General features: G+C 31.8%; 17 protein-coding genes. All 17 read right to left on the reverse strand.

Annotated features, from left to right (window positions below; translation table 11 throughout):
- Positions 1-5: 5 nt before the first annotated feature.
- On the reverse strand, positions 6-1,163 hold the full coding sequence (locus B5D41_RS04940; RefSeq protein ID WP_078809506.1) for an ABC transporter permease: 1,158 nt from the start codon (positions 1,161-1,163) through the stop codon (positions 6-8).
- 16 nt (positions 1,164-1,179) lie between these two features.
- Positions 1,180-2,472 carry an ABC transporter permease gene (locus B5D41_RS04945; protein WP_078809507.1) on the reverse strand — a complete coding sequence of 431 codons (1,293 nt, stop codon included), beginning with the start codon at positions 2,470-2,472 and terminating at the stop codon, positions 1,180-1,182.
- 15 nt (positions 2,473-2,487) lie between these two features.
- Entirely contained in the window at positions 2,488-3,771 is a 1,284-nt protein-coding gene (locus B5D41_RS04950; RefSeq protein ID WP_078809508.1) for a DUF2318 domain-containing protein, read from the reverse strand.
- A 92-nt stretch (positions 3,772-3,863) separates the two neighbouring features.
- A complete protein-coding gene (locus B5D41_RS04955) occupies positions 3,864-4,412 on the reverse strand; it encodes an iron transporter (RefSeq protein ID WP_078809509.1) in 549 nt (182 codons plus the stop codon).
- 70 nt (positions 4,413-4,482) lie between these two features.
- Complete coding sequence (locus B5D41_RS04960) at positions 4,483-5,706, reverse strand: FTR1 family iron permease (RefSeq protein ID WP_234983894.1); 1,224 nt, start codon at positions 5,704-5,706, stop codon at positions 4,483-4,485.
- Between the two features lie 174 nt (positions 5,707-5,880).
- Positions 5,881-7,722: a ferrous iron transport protein B gene (gene feoB, locus B5D41_RS04965; protein ID WP_143555664.1), complete on the reverse strand. Its 1,842-nt coding sequence runs from the start codon at positions 7,720-7,722 to the stop codon at positions 5,881-5,883.
- Positions 7,723-7,739: 17 nt separating this feature from the next.
- On the reverse strand, positions 7,740-7,955 hold the full coding sequence (locus tag B5D41_RS04970) for a FeoA family protein (protein ID WP_078809511.1): 216 nt from the start codon (positions 7,953-7,955) through the stop codon (positions 7,740-7,742).
- 230 nt (positions 7,956-8,185) lie between these two features.
- Positions 8,186-8,773 carry a cyclodeaminase/cyclohydrolase family protein gene (locus B5D41_RS04975; protein ID WP_159442888.1) on the reverse strand — a complete coding sequence of 196 codons (588 nt, stop codon included), beginning with the start codon at positions 8,771-8,773 and terminating at the stop codon, positions 8,186-8,188.
- Positions 8,774-8,869: 96 nt separating this feature from the next.
- The gene (locus B5D41_RS04980) at positions 8,870-9,958 is read right to left on the reverse strand and encodes a response regulator transcription factor (RefSeq protein WP_159442889.1); all 1,089 of its coding nucleotides are present in this window, start codon (positions 9,956-9,958) and stop codon (positions 8,870-8,872) included.
- The gene (locus tag B5D41_RS04985; protein ID WP_078809514.1) at positions 9,951-11,216 is read right to left on the reverse strand and encodes a sensor histidine kinase; all 1,266 of its coding nucleotides are present in this window, start codon (positions 11,214-11,216) and stop codon (positions 9,951-9,953) included. Before B5D41_RS04985 ends, B5D41_RS04980 begins: the two co-directional genes overlap by 8 nt.
- Before the next feature lie 163 nt (positions 11,217-11,379).
- Positions 11,380-12,069 (reverse strand): ammonia-forming cytochrome c nitrite reductase subunit c552, encoded by a 690-nt coding sequence (locus tag B5D41_RS04990; RefSeq protein ID WP_078809515.1) that lies wholly within the window; start codon positions 12,067-12,069, stop codon positions 11,380-11,382.
- A gap of 95 nt (positions 12,070-12,164) precedes the next feature.
- On the reverse strand, positions 12,165-13,934 hold the full coding sequence (locus B5D41_RS04995; protein WP_159442890.1) for a bifunctional diguanylate cyclase/phosphohydrolase: 1,770 nt from the start codon (positions 13,932-13,934) through the stop codon (positions 12,165-12,167).
- Entirely contained in the window at positions 13,918-15,078 is a 1,161-nt protein-coding gene (locus B5D41_RS05000) for a GGDEF domain-containing protein (RefSeq protein WP_078809517.1), read from the reverse strand. Before B5D41_RS05000 ends, B5D41_RS04995 begins: the two co-directional genes overlap by 17 nt.
- A 137-nt stretch (positions 15,079-15,215) precedes the next feature.
- Positions 15,216-15,680, reverse strand: a complete 465-nt coding sequence (locus B5D41_RS05005) for a cytochrome c3 family protein (RefSeq protein WP_159442891.1) — start codon at positions 15,678-15,680, stop codon at positions 15,216-15,218.
- Positions 15,681-15,706: 26 nt separating this feature from the next.
- A complete protein-coding gene (locus B5D41_RS05010) occupies positions 15,707-16,675 on the reverse strand; it encodes an NHL repeat-containing protein (RefSeq protein ID WP_078809518.1) in 969 nt (322 codons plus the stop codon).
- A gap of 288 nt (positions 16,676-16,963) precedes the next feature.
- On the reverse strand, positions 16,964-19,138 hold the full coding sequence (locus B5D41_RS05015) for a cell division protein FtsA (protein ID WP_078809519.1): 2,175 nt from the start codon (positions 19,136-19,138) through the stop codon (positions 16,964-16,966).
- A gap of 198 nt (positions 19,139-19,336) precedes the next feature.
- Positions 19,337-20,623: a hydroxylamine reductase gene (gene hcp, locus B5D41_RS05020; RefSeq protein WP_078809543.1), complete on the reverse strand. Its 1,287-nt coding sequence runs from the start codon at positions 20,621-20,623 to the stop codon at positions 19,337-19,339.
- Positions 20,624-20,811: the final 188 nt, after the last annotated feature.

Here is a 20,811-nt window from a genome sequence, read left to right on the forward strand (position 1 = left end):
TTTAATTACTCACCTTTTAAAACGACTGCCGGATCTACATCAACTACCATTCTAACTGGAATAATAGAAGCAAAACAAGATACTAAAACTGCAAAAATGAAAGAGGCTGGAACAACCATAAATCTAAATGATATATATGAATCAAAGACACTCTGACCAATAGCTTGAGCCCCTAGAAAACCCAAGCCATAACCTACTAATCCACCTATTCCTCCTAAAATAGCCGCCTCTGTTAAGAACTCAATAATTACATTACTATTTTCAGCTCCTAGTGCTTTTTTAAGTCCGATCTCTTCTTTACGCTCAGTAACTATGGTCATCATTGTTGTAGAAACACATAATAAAGTTGACAAGAGTATAATCATAACCACTAAATACATTAACGATTTAATCTTAGTTAGAATCTTACCCTCTGAACTAGCAATCTTTTTAATCGCTTTTAACTCAAGTCCCGTTAGCGTTTTATTAATCTTTGTCACCTTAGAATTTAAATTCTGTCCTAATAGACTATAATAAGCAATATCGATTTCATTCTGCTTATCTAATAACCTTTGAGCCACTTCCAAATTAACAAAGACTCGACTATCTGCCTTACTTCCAGTAGTAATGATTCCACTCACTATAAACTCTTTCTTCTCACCGGTTTCCTCAACTGAAATAGTAACTTGATCACCAATATTATAGCCTAATTTCCTTGCTGCTTCTTTCCCCATTACTATCTCATCACTAATTTTTTTATTTGCCAATAACTGCCCTTTCACTTTCCAATAAGGATTGACTTTCTTAACCTGATCAAACCAAGTTCCAACTAAAACTACCGGTTTTTTAGCATCTAAAACTCCCTTAGAAGTAGCTTCTGCTATACCATATAAATTAGGTCTATAGCCTACTAACTTGTCCTCATCAAATTTATTAACTACCTTATTTAACTGCTGTATATTCATATCTTTATTTTTTGCTTGTGTTTTAGGAGCTAAAATCAAATTTGCTCCGTAAGCTCTTAACTCTTTACTCATCTTAATACTTATATCGTAATAAACACTAAATAAAGAGGTAATAATACCTACTCCCACTACAATAGCAAAAAAAGCAATAGCAATTCGTGACTTTCTTTCTTTAAATGCTTTTCCTACCATTCTTAAGAACATTTTCAACTTCCTCATCACTATATCCCCTCTCTTAACCATGCAAAACTTCAGCTGGTTCTAATTTCAAGGCAATTCTTAGCGGTGAAAAACTACCTAATAATGCTACAATAATAGATAAGACTAGAATAATTGGTAAGACTAATATTTTAACTGCTATAGCAGTACCAAAAACTTGCTGTCCAATTAAGTTAGCAAAACCAATGCCCAAACCATAACCTAAAATTCCACCTAATATACTCAATAAACTAATCTCCACTGTAAATAATGCTATAACTGCTAAATTACTACCTCCTATTGCTTTTAATAAACCAATTTCTTTTTTACGCTCTAAAACCTTAGTAGTCATTATACTAGAAATTCCTAAACCTGAACTTATTAATGCCGCTAAAGTAACTAATAACATTAATAGTTTTATCTTATTGAGAATGACTCCTTCAGAACGAGAAATCTGCCTTACCTCTTTTGCTACTACACCCGGAATCACTTCTTCTATCTGATAAGCAATTGAACTAATATAAGCAGTACAATACCACCTTTCAAACTCTTCATTACTCAAAGAATCTGGATTAGCTTGTGCTTTTCTAGCTAATTCATTAACCGGTGTCGTTAAGGCACTAACTTCTATTTCTTCTACCTTTCCTTCTAAACCTACTGTCTTTTGTAGAAAGTCTAGAGGTAAATAAACTTTACTTTCCTCTTTCCCTCCACTATTGATAACGCCTTGTACTTTTATCAATTCAGTTACACTACTATCGTTAGTATCAAACTTCATTTTAAATCTATCACCCGGATTCAAGTTATAAGCATTAGCTATTTCACGTCCAATTAAAGCTGAATTATCACTTCCTCCATCTTTAATCCAATCTCCTTGTACTTGCCACCAAGATTTAAGATGTTTCACTCCAAAGTTAAACTTCTCTCCAGTAGGAATTCTAGTCTTTCTATTAAACCAAGTGCCTACTACAGCTATCTTTTCATTATCTATTTGTCCATTAACCTCTAAGTACGGCGCAAGATTAACTATATTATTTCGCCAAAAAGTCATCTTGATTTTCGGTATATCTTCTTCTTTAATATATGATTTACCTTGCGTAATTGGGCTAAAATCAACTCCATTAATCTCTACTGGTAAGGATTCAGACTCTGGAAGAACTACAATATTCGAACCATATGACTTTAGTTCATTATTAATCTTATCACCAATATCTAATGAAACACTAAACATTGCAGTAGCTAATGAAGCACCAAAAGCTATAGCTACAATAGCTAGTAATTTCGATTTTAACCCTTTACTAAATGATCGCTTAATCATTCTTAAGAACATGTATGTCCCTCCTAATTAGGAAAATAAACCTTCCCTCTTTAATAACTCATTAACTTTAATTTTAATTCTTTGCTTATCACTTTTATACTTCATAGGAATTGGGTTACAACCTCCTGGAAAACCGATAGTAAGCTTATTCATAACCACATCACAGTTTGCACAGATAACCTGGTCATCCTTCTGATAATAACCAGCACTACCACAAATTTCACAAGCATCATGGACCACACCATAGGCATCCTTTGCCTTCTTAATTAAAAAGAATTTAATTATTGTTCCTTGCTTAGTTTCATATGAATAACGATGTAATTTCCCATCAGCTAAATCTTTTTTAGCAATCACAAACTCATCCGCCTCAGGTTCTAAAGCAATAGCTGGTACCAATTGAACGGTACCATTAGCATAGAAATAATTTAAGCCTAATAGTGCTATAAAGAATATAACAGCTACTACACTAGCTCTAATCCAACGGTCCTTATTACGAATCTGTGCCTTAACATTTCTTTGTTGAGCCGGATTCAAATTCTTATCTAAAGTTCTATCTTCTTTTTTGAAAGCAATAATAGTTAACCCTACTGTAATGACTGCTAAAAATATGTAAAAGAATTTATTTATATTATTATAAAATGGCGCTAACAATGAAATGAACTCAGGTGTTACAGAAATGACTCCTTTCAACATTAATCCATAGAGTCCTAAAATAGCAAGACGTATTAAACTAACTAAATACAGAACAGCAACAAGATTCCTACTCTGTTTAAAATTCATCTTCTTGTGAGCTTTAATTAATATAAAACCAAAGCTAAGCGCTAATCCAATCCCTATAATTCCACCACAATATTTTAATAATAATTCTGTATTAAAAGTAGTACTTAACATACTATTAATTTTGATTTGCTTTGGAAACAGAATTAACTTAGTCTCAAATTTAATTCCTAAATATAAAATGAAGAGCGACACTAAAACTTTAGATAATAGTGAACTTTTTCTAATTATCTTCTTTTCTTGCTGAACTAAACTCTTGTTGTAACTAAAGCTTTGCCACCAAATCCATATTGTCATTAATAAAGTTAGAATAAAACCGCTAAAGGCAAAAAAAGTTTCAATCTCTTTCTCAATTGTGAGATTAACTAACGAATAAGCTAATAATATACTAAACGGTAAAGCTAAAATTAAAGCTCCATATCCAAATAAATTTAATCTTTTCTGTCTAATCTTATATATAAATCCAAATAGTATCCAACTTAAAAGAACTAGCTCAATCCCATCTTTTAAAGTAAAAATTAAAGTCTCTAGCATATACTCCCCTCTCCTTCTAAATGACTAAACCCTTAGGCTAAGGGAATAAGAATTCCTTTAGCCTAAGGTATTTAGTAAATTATTTTAATCCTTTATATATTCCCTGTATAAGTGAATTTCCAACTAACTTTAATAGGTTTCTTCCAGAATCGCTTTTTAACACCTGTTGTTTTATCTACGTGCTGTAAGAAGTCTTGTTTAGCAGGAGAATGAATTATATATGTAAGCTTGTAATTACCAATTCCCATCATTTTAATATTAGATCCGTAATGTGGACCATCACTAGCAACCATTGGCATAAAGCTTCCTTCTTGTACTTTACCAGTGTCTAAGTTTTCTAATTTATAATCTACAGTTAAGTTCGGAACCCATGCTCCAAAACCGAAACCATAAGGGTTATTCATTACAGCATGAATATCTGCTTCTATATGAATATCAGATTTATTTTCACTTACTCCTGCTTTAGCTTCCGGTTCCATCGGAACTGACTGAAAATATACTGCTGCAATCTTCATTTGTTTAATTATCTTTTCCTCACCTATTGGATACTCCGTAAATGCATAGGCATTTGTCGCCATTCCTGTCAGTAAAAACACCATCATCATCGTTGTAATTAATACTTTCTTCTTTACTAAATTCATTTTTTAAATACCTCCTAATTTTATTAATTAATTCTCTTACATAATCAATTACCAGATCCTAATACTTCACCTATGAGTTTACTACTTTATCTTGGTCATTACCTAAGAAATAGTAACCTAAACCAATCACTGCTACTAAAACTAAAAGTGCTTGTAAACTCAATGACTGCCAAGTTGGATAGATTCCTAACCAACTAATCGTTGGTACAGTTTCAATCTTCCCTAGCCCAATTACTCCTGCCTCTTGTAGCTCTCTAATACCTTCACCAGCAAAAACGAAAGCTAAATAATATAAAAGAGTACTTGTACCAATAAAGAATGGCTTTAAAGGCAATTTAACACTACCGTATCTAACGATTATATAGATTGCTACTAAAGCCACACAACCTACCAAGAAACCTAACCCAATCATCCCATAACTACTTTTATCAGCATCTGCTATTAATGCTTGGTAAAAGAGAACTGTTTCTGCCCCTTCTCGATAGACTGCTAAGAAGACAGCAGACCAAAGAGCAAAGCTATTACCAGTAGTCAAGGAGTCTTCTACCTTACCTTGAATATATTCCTCCCATTTTTTAGCTTCTACCTTACTAATTAACCAAAAGCTAACTGAGAATAAGACTACCATAGCCAACAGCATTGTAACTCCCTCTAATATCTCCTGACCAACACCACTAATCTTAAATACAAATTGTAGTAAAATTGCTGTTACAATACTAGCCACAATGGCTAATCCAGTACTACCATGTACAGCTTTAACCTTATCCCTATTACCAGACTTAATTAGATAAGCAATTATAGCACCTATAATTAAGATAGCTTCAAATCCTTCTCGTACTATAATTAAGAATGAATAGATAAATTGACCAAAAGGACTACTTTTCTCTCGTGGTGCCACTTTGTCTAACTGCGTAGCATACACCTTTAATTCCTTAATTAACATAGTAGCCATCTGTTCAACTTCCTGCTGAGAAGCACCTTTATCCATCAATTTCTTCATCTGTGTAAACATATACTCCACTTTAAACGCATTCTGACTACCTATATTCCTTTGAATTGCCTGCTCCATTTCTTCTCCTTCAAAAGGTCCAAAGTAAGCATCAGTGATACTTTTCTTAGCAGCTTTTAAATTACCATTCTTATACTGACTTAAACCTTTAGTAACTCTAACTTTAACATCATTAACAACCTCCTGCCAGGAAACAGCTGCATAACTGGTCAGAGTAAAGGCTGTTACTAATAAAGTCATAGTTAAGAAAATTACTAGTAACCTCTTCTTATTGCTATTCGACAATAAAATCCCTCCTTAATCTCTTAATAGATTAACTTCATAATGATACTGAAAGTCATTATCACTAATGCGCAAAAAATAAAGTGCTAAAACTCAAAAGCGATATATAAAAATGTGATTTTGATTGAAGTGAATAAACAGGCTAGTTATAATGACTAACCTGTTATTATCTAAACTTTATAATAATTGAGCAACAATTCCACCTACACCAAATGCTATAATCCAACTCCCAAACCAAATTGCTATAGATTCTTTCCAATTTCGCTCTTTAACCATGATCATCATAGCCGCAATACACGGTACAAATAAGGTAATTGTAATTAAAGAAACCGTTGTTTGAGCAGCTGACATACTTAAAGCATTTAAACCAGCAGCTCCAAAGTCACGACGAACTATTCCCATTATAAATGCAGTGGCAGCTTCTTTAGGTAAACCTAACCAACCAACTGTAATAGGAGAAACAGCATCCTGAATAGCTGTTAATAATCCAAATTCTTGCATTAAAGTAATTACTACAGCACCAATCGCAAATATTGGACTTGCTTCCTTAATGAAAGACTTTGACTTAATAAAAGTTTTACGTAAAATATTACCTAATCTCGGTATTCTAAGCGGTGGTAAATCAATTAATAAATCCGTAGATTCCCCAGGTAATACTTTATTTAAGAAAGTACCGGCTAAAACATAAACAGCAAGAAGCGTACCTACATAAACTATAAAGTATTTAGCACCTAATGGAGAAATCAAACCTGCAATTACTCCTATTTGAGCCGAACAAGGAATTGCTAAGCCTAACAAGAATACTGCAATAATCCTCTCCCGCTTTGAACCTAAAAGTCTAGTTGTAATCGTAGCCATAGTTACACAACCAAACCCTAAAAGCATAGGAATAATAGCACGTCCATTCATTCCTAAAGCAGTTAATACTCGGTCGACTAAAGTTGCAATCCGAGGTAAATAACCTGAATCCTCTAATATTGCTAAAAAGAGATAAAAACCAATAACCAACGGAAGTAATAGACCAAAAGTATAAGTAATGGCCATCGTTAATAGTCCAAATTCACCAATCAATAACTGGCCAATTAATGAAGCCTGAGGTACTATATTTCCTATAAGAGATTTAATAAACGGCTCATATGTACCAATAAATAAAGTTTCTTCAGTAATACCAACAACAGTCTGAGCAACAAAAACTCCTATAAATTCATATAACCCATATAATGCTACTAATAAAATTGGAATCCCTGTTAATGGTCTAACCATCCATCTACCTAATAATGTTCTAAAGTTAGTCCCTTCACTTACTTTAGTTACAACTGCGTCTACTATTTGATTAATTCTTTCTCTTCGATTTTTATAAATTTTTTCTCTATTATTTAAAGGTTCTAGATTGTTTTTAGCAGCAACATTTGAATCACCCTCTAACACCAACAAAGCTTCAGATCTATTTCCAATCTTTTGACTTAATTTTTCTAACTTATCCTCATTTTGCAGGCTACTTTTACCTACTTCGGCTTTATTTACTGCATTCTTTACTTCATCTAACCCCTCACCTTTTGGGGCAACTGTAGGAATAACTGGTACTCCTAATTCTTCGCTTAATCTATCAATATCAATCTCCAAATTATTCTTTTCAGCCTCATCCATCATATTTAAGGCTACTATCGTAGGAATACCCATATCAATAATCTGTTGAGTTAAGAACAAATCTCTTTCTAAATGCATAGCATCAACAATATTAATTACTATATCTGCTGAAGCAATTACATCTCTAGCAACAATCTCTTCATCATTAAATGAAGAAACTCCATAGACTCCTGGAGTGTCTATTACTACATCATCTTGATACTTTCCTGAACTAATTTCTAATGTTGTTCCTGGGTAATTTGATACATCTACATACACACCTGTAAAATCATTAAAGAATATCGACTTACCAACATTAGGGTTACCTGCTAAAACAATTTTTTTAGCACCTTCAGGTATATCAACTTGCTGACTTATATTACAACAATCCATCATTTAATCCTCCTTGCTTACTTCACGACTTTAATTTTTTCTGCTAATCTTCTTCCAACAGCAATCTCTTGTAGATTTCTTTGTAAAATAACCGGTCCTCCTGGAACCTTCTCTACACATGATACCTGAGCTCCTTCTGAAATCCCAAATCTAAATGCTTGTGCTCTCACCTTTGTATCTGGTATAGAATTCACTTGAAATGTATCTCCTCTGTTAACTTCAGCTAAAGTCATATCAATCTCTCCTTTCATTTATGATAACCATTCTCATTATTATTTAAAAATAAAGCGTTTCTAAGACTAAACTTCTTTAAATATGAAAATCATTATCAATAGTATACAAAAAAATTACTTAAGAATATGTAGAAACCAAATTTATTGATAATGTTTATCATTTTCAATATAATAATAACATCTTTGCTTTATTTTGTCAAGAAAATATATATTAAAAATTATATAAAATTTTAATTTTGTCGTTTTTCTAATATTAATATTGCTTTATTCCTTAGTTCTTGACTATTATCTAGCCTATCTGTTAATAAACTTGTAGCTTTATTACAGTATTCTTCATCATCGATTAACTTTAAATTAATCTCAACTATTAATCCAACAGAATTAATTACTGCTTCCGCTAAATGAACAGCTGTTCCTAATTCACCAAGAGCTGTATAATTAATCAATTCCATTAACTCCACCATAATTTCCAAACATTTTAATGTCTGATCCATAATCGATAAAGGAACTTCAGTAGCTTGAATCATTCTATCATTAATTAATTCTGGATCTCCATCTTTATAAGCAGATACTACAAGCTGATAAGCATCTATATCAGCTTGTATTAGATTACTTAATTCACTTTTCATTCGTTCTAATTCATTTAAATAATTAATAATTTTATTATCTTCTCTTTTTCGTAAAGTAGTATTGCATACCATTTTAGCCAAAGTAGCACTAAATGTTCCGACTAATGCCGATGTGCTTCCTCCTCCAGGAGTAGGGTTAGCTGACTCTAGTTCTGCCAAAAACTCGTCTAATTGATGATCTAATTTCACCAAGAATTCCTCCTCTTGTTAATTATTACTGACTTTAAAAGCTTTATATATATTATAACTGATTCTGCTAACAAGTTATATAAAATAGATCACATATTATTTATCCTGTTTACGATACTGAGTCGGAGTTAAATTAAATTCTTTTTTAAATACTTGACTAAAGTAATTAGCATTTTGGTATCCTACTTGATTAGCCACATCAGTAATATTATCTTTAGATTTTTTCAAGATTTCCTTCGCTTTTTTTAATCTGACTTGTGTCAAATAATTAGTAAAACTTTCTTCCATTTCCTCTTTAAAAAGGTGACTTAAATAAGATTTATTTAAGTGAACTACTTTAGCTACTTTCTTTAATGTCAAATCTTGATTATAATGATTATGAATATAGTTTGTAGCCTTTTTAATTACATTATCATCGATCTCATCATAAGCTTTTGAAACTTTATCTACAACTATTTTAAGCTTATCTTTTACCCATTCAGCAAATCGATCTACTGAATTAATTTCGGCAGATTCACTAATTAATTCATCAAAATAAAAATGACATATTTCTATTTCTGCTTCTTGATTAATTGTTCTAGAAAGCGAAACTAAAAATTCAATAATTCTAATTTTAAATTTTACTAATGAATAATCTTTTGTGCGTATTATATTTAATAAGCGCTCTACAAATTTTTCTATCTTATCAACTTCGCCCTCTTTAACCAACTCGAATAATTTCTTTTCTTTAGCGAAGAATTCTTTATGAAAGCTAGCACTCTCCTCTGAATCATCATGACTTTGCTTTACTAATTGATTATAAAGTTTCTCTTCCTCAATCTTTATTATTAAACATTTCAATACTTCAACTATCTTTTCAAGCTTGACTGGCTTTAATAAATAATCTACAGCTCCATATTTTATGGCTCGTTGAGCATAATCGAATTCATTATAAGCTGTTATCATTATTATCTTAGTTCCAGGATAAAATTCAATAATCTCTTTAGTTGCCTCTAATCCATCTAAATTGGGCATCTTAATATCCATTAAAATTATATCTGGTCTTTCTGCTTTAACCACTTCCAATGCCTCTTCTCCATCACTAGCTTCTCCTATTAATCTTAGTTCTTTTACCTCCTCAGTAATTACTTTCTTCATTACTTCTCTTTCTAAATATTCATCATCAGCAATTAATACTCTATACATCGCCATCACCCCTAGCTTCTAGTAACTTTGGGAATGAGATATGAACCTCTGTTCCTTTACCTTTATCACTATAAATTTTTACTCCATATTTAGGGCCGTAATAGTGCTGTAATCGTTGATGAACATTATTAATTCCCATACCAGAAGTATGAGTCTCTGTTACCTTCCTTTCTCTACATTCAATAATTTCTTGAATCTTATCTTCTTCAATACCTATACCATTATCTATAATTTTTATAGTTAATTTATCATCGTCTTCCTCACTTAAAATTTTAATTATTTCATCTTCACCCTTAGGTTCTAAACCATGAATAATAGCATTCTCTACAAGAGGTTGTAAACTCATAAACGGAATCTTATACCTAAATAGAGAGCTATCTACATCAATAGTAAATTCCATTTTTTCACCAAATCTAGCTTTTTGAATCTTAATATAATCCTTAATGTACTTTAGTTCTTCTCTTAAAGTAACTATCTCCTCTCTACGCAAACTATAACGTAAAAGGTCTGAAAGAGAATGTACCATTTCCTTAGTTTCATCTGCCCCTTCTAGATATGCTAATCTAGCTATAACATTTAAACTATTAAATAAAAAATGTGGGTTCATCTGTGATTGTAAAGCCTTCAATTCAGCCTGTTGTAAATTCTTCTCTACCTCTATTCTATTATTAATTTCCTGCATTAATTGATAATTCTTAAGGTGCAACTGTTTTTGAATTAACGTTGTAGCGCCCATCTCCACAATATAATTAGCTAAAAGAGATAATAAATCAGCAGCAGCATTAATTTTGGCTTGAGGAACGAGATTCATCTCCTGTAGTAGTTCCTCTACATCCACATCTTCAATTCCTAAATTATTCATACGTTTGCCAATTTGATTAATCATTTTATCATCTGGTTCCTTAGGTAAAATTTGACCACATTTTACTGAACCAAAACATTCATCTGCTACTACTATTGGGGCTATTAAATCTATAAACCCCATATGACAATGATATACTGATGGTTCACCCTTTAACTTAGTTTCTAAAGAAATAGAATACTTTAAACAAGACTTCTCTCCTTCATCGGTCCCCCTAACTAAAGAACAAATTTTAGAAAATTTACTAGGCTGAGTTACAGAGACACCTTCCTGATCAACTATAATAGCTGCTAATCCTGTAGCTTCAGAAAATCTATCTTGGATTTGTTGTAGGATATCTACATCTACCAAATCAGTTAGATGCAAATCCTTATCAATATCTAAAAATGAAGGCATATAATTACTCCTTTCATATTAAATCTTTAATTATTTTGATGACTCAATTCTATTCTATGCTAACTTTTGAATTCTATTTATTATTTCTAGTATAATGGCCAGACTCCTTGCTAAATATAAAAAAGACCAGCTATAAACTGGTCTTAAAAATCAGCTAATTAATTTAAAGCTTTTTTAACATTTGATAAGTAACCTCTAATAATTCTTGAGTATACTCAGGATTATGCACTCCTTCACTACCATCTTGTTTAATAAATTTATAATTAAACTCAGCTCTTTGGTATAACTTCCGATTCCTTAATACTTTCTTTTCCTTTAAAAGTTTTTCAACTTTTTTCATTAAATTATTAGTCTCTTTTTGCCATCTATCTATCTGCCTTTGCATATCATTTAATTGAAAACCTGTATGACAAGAAATACAAGCAACTGGTTCATCTTCATTTGTGTCAATTTCAAAAATATGATCATGCTCTTTGGGCATATGACAGTCTATACATGCAACACCGCTAGCATACATAAGACTAGGTGCCGATTCTTTTATTCCAAAACCACCTGTGCCTTTAACCATTTCCTGTTGTGGCATTCTTGTTTTTTCTTTAGTTTGTTTACTATCAGCACTATGACAGCTAATACAAAGTTGTTCCTTAGGTTGCTGTACTTTCATATTTGTTTGATGACATGATAAACAATCAATTCCTCTTGCTTCATGAGTTGATTCTTCCCAATTCTCCTTTATTTCATCATGACACCGTTTACAACGATCAGAATTCCCCTCAGCAAAACCTAACTGCGAAAATAAAGTTATTATAATCATAATCAACAAACAGATTAATAATAAATTGCTTTTTTTCAATTAAATCCCCTCTTTTAACTATAAAATTTCCGTATATATTACGTATATTCAATAGAATATTTTAATTTCCTTTATTATTTGAATATCTAGATATATTAAGAGACACAAAGTTTTGCATTCTCGTAAACTTGGTTGACTACTTCCTTAAAAGCATCTACTATATTAGGATCAAACTGTTCTCCTTTTTCAGATTCTAGCTCTTGTATTGCCTCTTTACAATCAAAAGCAGCGCGATATGGTCGATTAGTCGTCATAGCATCAAAACTATCAGCTACAGCTAAAATTCTAGCTAATAATGGAATCTTATTACCTTTTAATCCTTCCGGGTAACCCATTCCGTCATATCGTTCATGATGATACATAACCGCTGGAATAATATCATCTAATCCCTCTAACGGTTCTATAATATTAACACCAAAAGTAGGATGATTTTTGATTAAATCCCATTCAGTATCATTTAGTCTTCCTTTCTTATTTAAAACATCATGGCCAATATCTATCTTACCAATATCATGTAAAAAAGCAGCATATCTTAACCTCTGTAATACCCCTTCATCTAAAGACATTTCTTTTCCAATTGCTAACGCATATTTCATTACTCTTTCTGAATGTCCATATGTATATCGATCTCTTGCATTAATTATTGTTAATAAGATCCTTAAAGTATTAATCATATTTGAAGTGATTCCCTCAGCTGCATCTAATTCTTTCTTTAAATCTTCAAAGACTGAAGTATACACTCTAATATTATTTTTATGTGAAAGTTTTACTTTATATAATGCTTCATTTACTTTATCAATTAACTCTTCACTATAATTAATATTTCCATAATAAATAGCTAATCCTAAAGAAGCCGTTAATACCCCTGATGTCAGATTTTCTTCTCCTTTATATTGATAGTCATAAACTTTTTCTCTAATTTCCCTTGCAAGCTTTTTACTTGAATCTTCTGTAATATCTATCATTATTATACCAAACTCGTCATCTCCTAACCTAGTTACTATATCACTATCCCTAGTCAATTCTTTTAATATCTTTCCAGTTTGATATAAAGCTTCATCTCCTTGCTGCATACCTACATAATCATTATATTCTTTAAAATCATCTAAATCAATTTTAATTAAACCCAACTTATAATTACCTTCTTTAGCTTTTTGAAACTCCTCTTTTAAACGCTCATTAAAGTATTTGAAATTATATAATTCAGTCACCATATCAGTAATTGAAAGACGCTCTAATTCTTCATTTCTTTCAGTTAAATCTTTAGCTAAATTTTCAGCTTCTTCCTTAGCATTTCTAAGTTGCTGCGTCTGATTATTTAGTACCCAGGTGACACCTACTACATTAATAAATACCCCACCTAATAATAATGATTGTATCCAGAACTTTGGAGTAAAATAAAAGCTAAAACTTTTATAATAAAGATATAATGTAATTGTATATATTACATAGCCAGTGATACCAGTTGGAATTACTTCTGAAATTCTATGACGTTTGGCACCTGCACTAACTAATAATAAAACATAAGCTAATATGAAAGGGCTTTTTAAACCACCTGAATGGAAAATTAAAACTGACACAAAAGATAAATCTAAAGCAAAAGAAATACATTGGATAATTTGATCTTTATAAGCTGTATGACTACAATTCATTCTACAACTAAAATAATAATAAGTTAATAAAATAATATTCAAACCTAATAATAGTAGTAATTGTTTTATTATAGAAGTCGATAAACTACCGTTTGCTAAAATGAGTAAGAAAATAAAGTTTAATATCCAAAAGAAACATTTACAATGTATATCCTTCATGTTTATTCGTGATTTAATTAAACTTTCTAAAACTCTCTTAGCCTGTTTTAGCATCTTGATCACCACCATTATAATTAGTGCTTCTTATTTGTGAATAAGACTTAAGAATATTCTTCCCTTGTGCCTTAGCTTTATAAAGAGCCTGGTCCGCTCGATTAACTAACTCACACATTGAATCTGTATCCTGAGGATAAACAGCTAGTCCAATAGAAGTAGTCAAAGTTGTATTTAGCTCCTCTTCTCCTTTAAATTTATGGCTTGCTACTGCTTGTCTTACTCTTTCTCCAATCTTTAAGGCAGTCTTTTCTCCTGCATGAATTAAAATAATGGAAAATTCATCTCCACCATAGCGAGCAGCTACATCATTTCCTCTGATATTATCTTTTAAAATCTGTGCTATTTTAGCCAATATTTGATCTCCGTGTGGATGTCCAAAAGTGTCATTATGCACTTTAAAATTATCTAAATCTAGCATTAAGATAGATAAGGGATAATCATAGCGTTTACAACGTTCTATATCATCTTTAAGCTGTTCCTGAAAATACCGGTGATTATGTATTCCTGTTGTTTCATCTGTATAGGATAGCTCTTCTAACTCTTTATTCGATTTTTGCAAATCACTTGCTAACTCTTCTACATCCTTTTTAGCCTCTTCTAATTGACATTTTTGCTGTTGAATAACTTGAGTAGCCAATGCAACATTAATAAATATTCCACTAATTAATAAACATTCAACCCAAAAATCACCAGTAATATAAAAGGTCCAATCTTTATAATATAATAAGAGAGTAACTACAAAAGAGATATGTCCTAAAATCCCATTCAAAATCACTTCTTTTAAATTAGGTCTTACAACTCCAGCATTAACCATCAAAATCCCATAAGCTATTATAAAACGACTCTTTAAACCACCTGAATATGCTATGAACAACCCTACAAGACTTAAGTCTATTATAAAAGAAAAATACCATAAGATATTATAATCATTATTTTGCTTTAATTTATCCATGAACCAATAAGATATAAAGTGACCTATTACCAATGTAAAAAGAATTAACCAAAAGAGCTTATCATATATCTGAGGATCATGTGAAACTAAAAAAAGGCCTAGGCTAACTATTATAAAATACCACTTTCGACCATAATATGTAGTTTCAATTGGTATATATTCATTTAGTGTTAAATTCTGTTTTTTCATGTCGCCTTCCCCTCCCTTATATCCTCTTATATTTAAAATTTCGATATTTGTTTAAAATTTCCTGCAAATACTTAATTTATCTCCGATTTTTTACATAAAAAAAGAGAATTAAGTAGTTAACTACTTAATTCTTTAAATTATTCCCCTTTATTTTGATGACAGGATAAACAAAGAGCTCCACCTTTATTTGAAATCCTTAAATAATTCTTTGTATTAGACTTATGAGGATTGTGACAAGTAGCACAAGTCATTCGTCCTTCTGAATCTACAGAATAATTATCTGGAATATTAACTAAATTAGATGGTTTGATTCCTATCGGATGAGTACTTCCATCCTTTTCAAAGAAATGCTTCCCTTTATTAGTAATAGTTCCATCATGACAACTATAACATAAAGCAGTAATTGAAGATAATTCTGTACCTTCTTTAGTCTTCAATTGAGGTGCAAAAGGCCATAAACTATCTCCCCCAGCACCATGGGGAACATGACAACTTGAACAACCATTCAATGGATGACCTACAGATTTAGGTTGACTCGCAAATAAAGGTACGACATTAAAAATAAGTATAATTATAAATAAAAATATAATTAATCTCCTCACTATCACTCCTCCTTATTAATTATCAACTATTCTACATCTGTAATCTTGTAGACTTGAATTTGGTTATGCCCTCGATCAGTGACATATAAACGATTATCCCTATTATCAATAAAAATCCCAAGCGCCTGTGCAAATAATGGTTTTTTAGTCTCACCTCCAATCTTAAATATAAATTCTCCATCATCATCAAGTACTTGAACCAAACCTAAAAAGCTATCTGTAATATATATTCGACCTTGATTATCGATAGCAATATCTTTAGGTCGAGCAAAAGACCCTTCCTTATTACCTGCTTGCCCAAAAGTCTCATCAAACTTCCATGTATTCTTATTCTCTTGTTCAAACATCTGTACACGAAAATTAAGAGTGTCTATAACATATAAATCATTTGATTCTGGATCTGTTATCAAACCTACAGGATATTTAAATTGACCCTCATCTCTCCCATATTCTCCAATTTGACATATAAACTTACCTTTTTGAGTAAATACTTGGATCCGATGATTCTTAAGATCTGTGACATATACTAGTCCTTGCTTACCAATCGTTATCCCAATAGGACGTTCAAGTTCACCTTTAGCGCTACCCTCTTCACCAAATTCAAAAAGATATTTCCCGTCCTTATCTAAAACTTGAATCCGATGATTTTCAGTATCTACTACATAAATCTGATCTTGATTATTGATTGCTAAAGCCAAAGGTGTTTTAAATTCTCCAGGATCATCTCCATAATCACCAAATTTCCTTAAAAAGCTTCCTTGGTGGTCATAAACTACTATTTGATTATTGACAGTATCCAAAACAAAAATTTCACCATTGTTAGCTACCTCTACATCTGCTGGGCGATTTAATTCCTCATTTCCAGCCATCTTAATATTAAACTCATGTCTAACAGGTATCTCCTCAGCCAATCCGGCAAATGAAAATAGAATGGAAATGATAAATACATTTAGGCCTAAGATCCATACCCGTTTTTGAGATAAATAGGTAAACATTTCTGTCAACTCCCTAATCTTATACTTTTCTTCTACATTTCCACTTAATATATTTATATTTGAGTTTCAACCTTTATATTACTTTTAGCTTATAAATAATTAATTTTTATATAATGTGTATTGCTTCACAAACTACAGTAAATACAAATAAAATCGGGCTTTATTGGCTTTCTATATTAACAATCCCTAATTACATATATTTACATTGCTTCATATAATTGTATTCGGCGTAAATATCGTATGACCTTCTTTTAAATTTAAATTTATCATAAATAATTATTTTAATTTCTATTTTTTATTAGCTAATCGCTTAGATAAATAAATATCTATTTTATCACCCTGAGTTACTATATCATCTAATTCAACTTCTACTCCATTCTTTTTAAGTACCATCTTTTCTCTATTGCGCTCTGATAGATTATAATTAATATGGTCTAAAACCTGTTCAATTATCAACTCTCCTGCTTGATAAGTAATTTTATCTCCAGAAACAATTTCCGTATCAAAAGTCGTTTCTATACCATTCTTTAGTAACTCAAACCCTTTAATAGGAATCTCTAATTCCCTGCCATTTAGTATAATCTTTAATTCAGAATTAATATTAACATTTTCTAAAGCATCTTTTACTGTTAAAGTATGCTGATTAGATTTTTTAAATTTTTTAAAAAATAAATTATCGTCTGAACTAACTCTCGTATCCAAATTAACTTCTTTATCATTTAATTTTACTTGATAATTACTAAAGTTATATTCTTTTTCTTCTCCATTAATTAAATATCTTATCTTCTTATCTTGAAGTAGATGAAGAGGAATATCCCAAACTTGCTGAATAACATCCCCAACAGTCTCAACTTCTCTATAATCTATTTGAGCACGGTCATTAAGAGGCGTGTCTAGCTCAACTAATTCATCATCTAAATAATACTTGGGTTCTAATACTATCGGCTCACCGTTGATAATTATTTCTTTAGATTCTAACTTTGGCACTACATCTTCTATAACGCCCTGCCCTTGACGACTCTCTTCTCCAAATTCGACTTGAATTTCATCTTCATTTTCAATTTGTGTATCTAAGCTTGCTACTTCTCCATTAAGTAAAAGCTCTCCAGGAGTTCCCGTTTCTCCAGGGATTACTTTTACTTCATCCTTTACCTCTACAGTCAAAGCTAATCCAAGAGATGGTTCTAATTCTCTAAGATCAATCTCAGCTGCTAAGAGAGCATCAGATATTTCAGGTTCAGATAGAGTAAAGAGGTGAACCAACTCTCCATTAACTTTTACATCTAAAAAATTAGCTTGATTCTGATTATGATAACTACTTAATCCAATCCCCAAAGGAGTTATGGCTTGAATCACAGGCAACTCTTCAATATTTCCTTCAATTTGTTCAGAATCTTGACTACTCTTAATTCCGACCCGATTAATCGGCATCTCTAAAGTCTGGGCCAACTTATCTCTCAATAAAGGTGAAAGACTACCTCCACCAAAACAGATAACTGCTTGGGGCTCCTGTTCATTTAAGTTCATAATCTCCTCAGCAATTAATTCTGCTAAATGCTCAACTTTAGAATCAATCTTAGTCAAAACTTCCTGAGTAGGGATCTCTATTTTTTGATCCAAAATATCCTTGATTTCAACTACTTCTTTATCTAATAATGACCTTTTAATCCTCTCTGCTGTACGATAATCTACCATATATGCATTACAGATAGCTTCAGTTATTTCATCTCCAGCTACTGGTACCATAGCATAACCTATTATGGCTCCATCTTCGGTTACTGCTATATCTGAAGTCCCAGCACCGATATCTACTAACGCAAGATTAAACCCATGCATTTGCTGAGGAATTAGTAGGTTGGAAGCAGCAATCGGCTCTAAAGTTAAATGCTCCACTTCTAAATCAGATTGTTTAATTACTGTTAATAAAGAATCCACAACTACCCTAGGTAGAAATGTAGCCACCAATTCTACTTCTATTTCAGTCCCACGTTGACCTACTAAATGATTAATTTCCATTCCATCTAGTCGACTACGAATTACACTATAACCTACAAAATGATACCCATTTGACTGTTTCTCATCCACTGCCACTAAATCTTCTTGAGCTTTCTGTACAGCAGTAAATTCTAAAGTCTTTATATCCTCTTCAGTAACTTTTTTATTACCTTCAAATTTAATACTAAACTCACCTTTGACTGTCTTTAAAGCTCGACCTGCAGCAGCAATGGCTACCTGATTTAATTTTACTGATAATCTATCTTCTAACCTTGTCTTGATTTTTTGAACTTGATTAGTTACCTCTGCAACATTATGTATCTGTCCATCTAACATCGAACGTTGTTGATGTTCCAATATCTCCGAGTCCTCTATTATTAATTTATCCTGCAGTTGACTAAACACAACTCCAACTACAGTTCTAGTACCAATATCTAAAGCAAAGATTAGATCTTGATTCTCATTCACTCTACTTCCTCCTTAAATAAATTAACTACTTATTACAAATATTCAATCTAAAGCTTAATTTTCCTTTAAAGAATACGAATTATAGCAAAAAGCTTAAAATTAAAGGAAGTTTAAAAAGAAAATGATAAAAAATTAGAAAAGCCTCTGCTTGAAATTCAAGCAGAGGCTTCAGGGATTTATATATAATCAAGGGATTTTTTAGCCTAACATTTTCTTAAGATCTTCTTGTGGATCTCCTGTTAATTGTAAATTGAAGTTATCTTGTAATACTCCTACAACATTACCTGATAAGAATTCAGGTGGTTTAGGTCCAACATAGATATCTTTAACACCTAAACTGAATAATCCTAATAAAATTGATACTGCTTTCTGTTCAAACCAAGATAGCACAATACTTAATGGTAAATCATTTACTCCACAGTCAAAAGCTTCTGCTAAAGCTACTGCTATCTTAACAGCAGAACCTGAATTATTACACTGTCCTAGATCAATATATCGTGGGATATCTGTACCTGGAACAGTTCCGTAATCAACATCATTAAATCTGAACTTACCACAAGATGTTGTTAAGATTACACAATCCTCTGGTAATGAAGTAGCTAATTCTCTATAGTACTCTCCACCAGAACCTGGTGCGTCACATCCAGCAATTACGAAGAATCTACTAATCTTACCTTCTTTAACTGCATCTATAATCTCAGGAGCAATATTTAATACAGTTTCATGATGGAATCCAGTCGTCAATGTTTCATCAGAATTCATATTACCTTCTGGTAATTCCAATGCTCTTTCGATTAATGGAGTGAAGTCATCATCTTCAATCTTAGTTACTCCCTCTAAACCTGTTAAATCATAAGAGAAGAATCTATCAGCATAACCTCCTCTGATCGGCATAACACAGTTAGTAGTTCCTAAGATAGCTCCTGGGAACTCTTCAAATAACTTTCGTTGGTCAGTCCACGACTTACCTAAATTACCTTTTAAGTGGTCATACTTATTTAATTCTGGATAACCATGTGCTGGTAACATTTCAGAGTGAGTATAAATATTAACTCCTTTACCTTCACTCTGTTCTAATAATTCTTTTAGAGCATGTAAGTTGTGTCCTGTAACTAAAATACATTTACCTTCTGCTTGATTTTGTGATACCTCTACTGGTTCAGGTGTTCCTAAACCATCAGTATGAGCTTTATCTAATAAATCCATTACTTTAACTGTTGCTTCTCCTACTTCTAATGCTAAATCAATATGCTCTTCTAAATTAAAGTTAACATTTGTTAAAGTAGAGTATAACCCTTTTTCAAGAGTAGCATTAACTTCTGGGTCAGTATAACCTAATTCTCTAGCATGATTAGCGTAAGCAGCAACTCCTTTTAACCCAAAGATAACAGTATCTTGTAAACTAGCAATATCTTCATTCTTACCACAAACCCCAACCTTTGTACATCCTCCAGAAGGAGTCTGCTCACATTGATAACAGAACATGTCCATTTCATCTTTCGTCTCTTCATTAGAACCAAAAAGCTTTCCAAACATTTTTTATACCTCCTAAATATTCTTTATCATTTTTTATCCATTTCTTCCCTCGGCCAACGACTTATGTTACTTATATTATAATCCAATCACCTATGTAATTTCTGTGATATATATCAAGTTAGAGTGTGATTCTTCCT

This window comes from Selenihalanaerobacter shriftii (assembly GCF_900167185.1).
Classification (GTDB): Bacteria; Bacillota; Halanaerobiia; order Halobacteroidales; family Acetohalobiaceae; genus Selenihalanaerobacter; species Selenihalanaerobacter shriftii.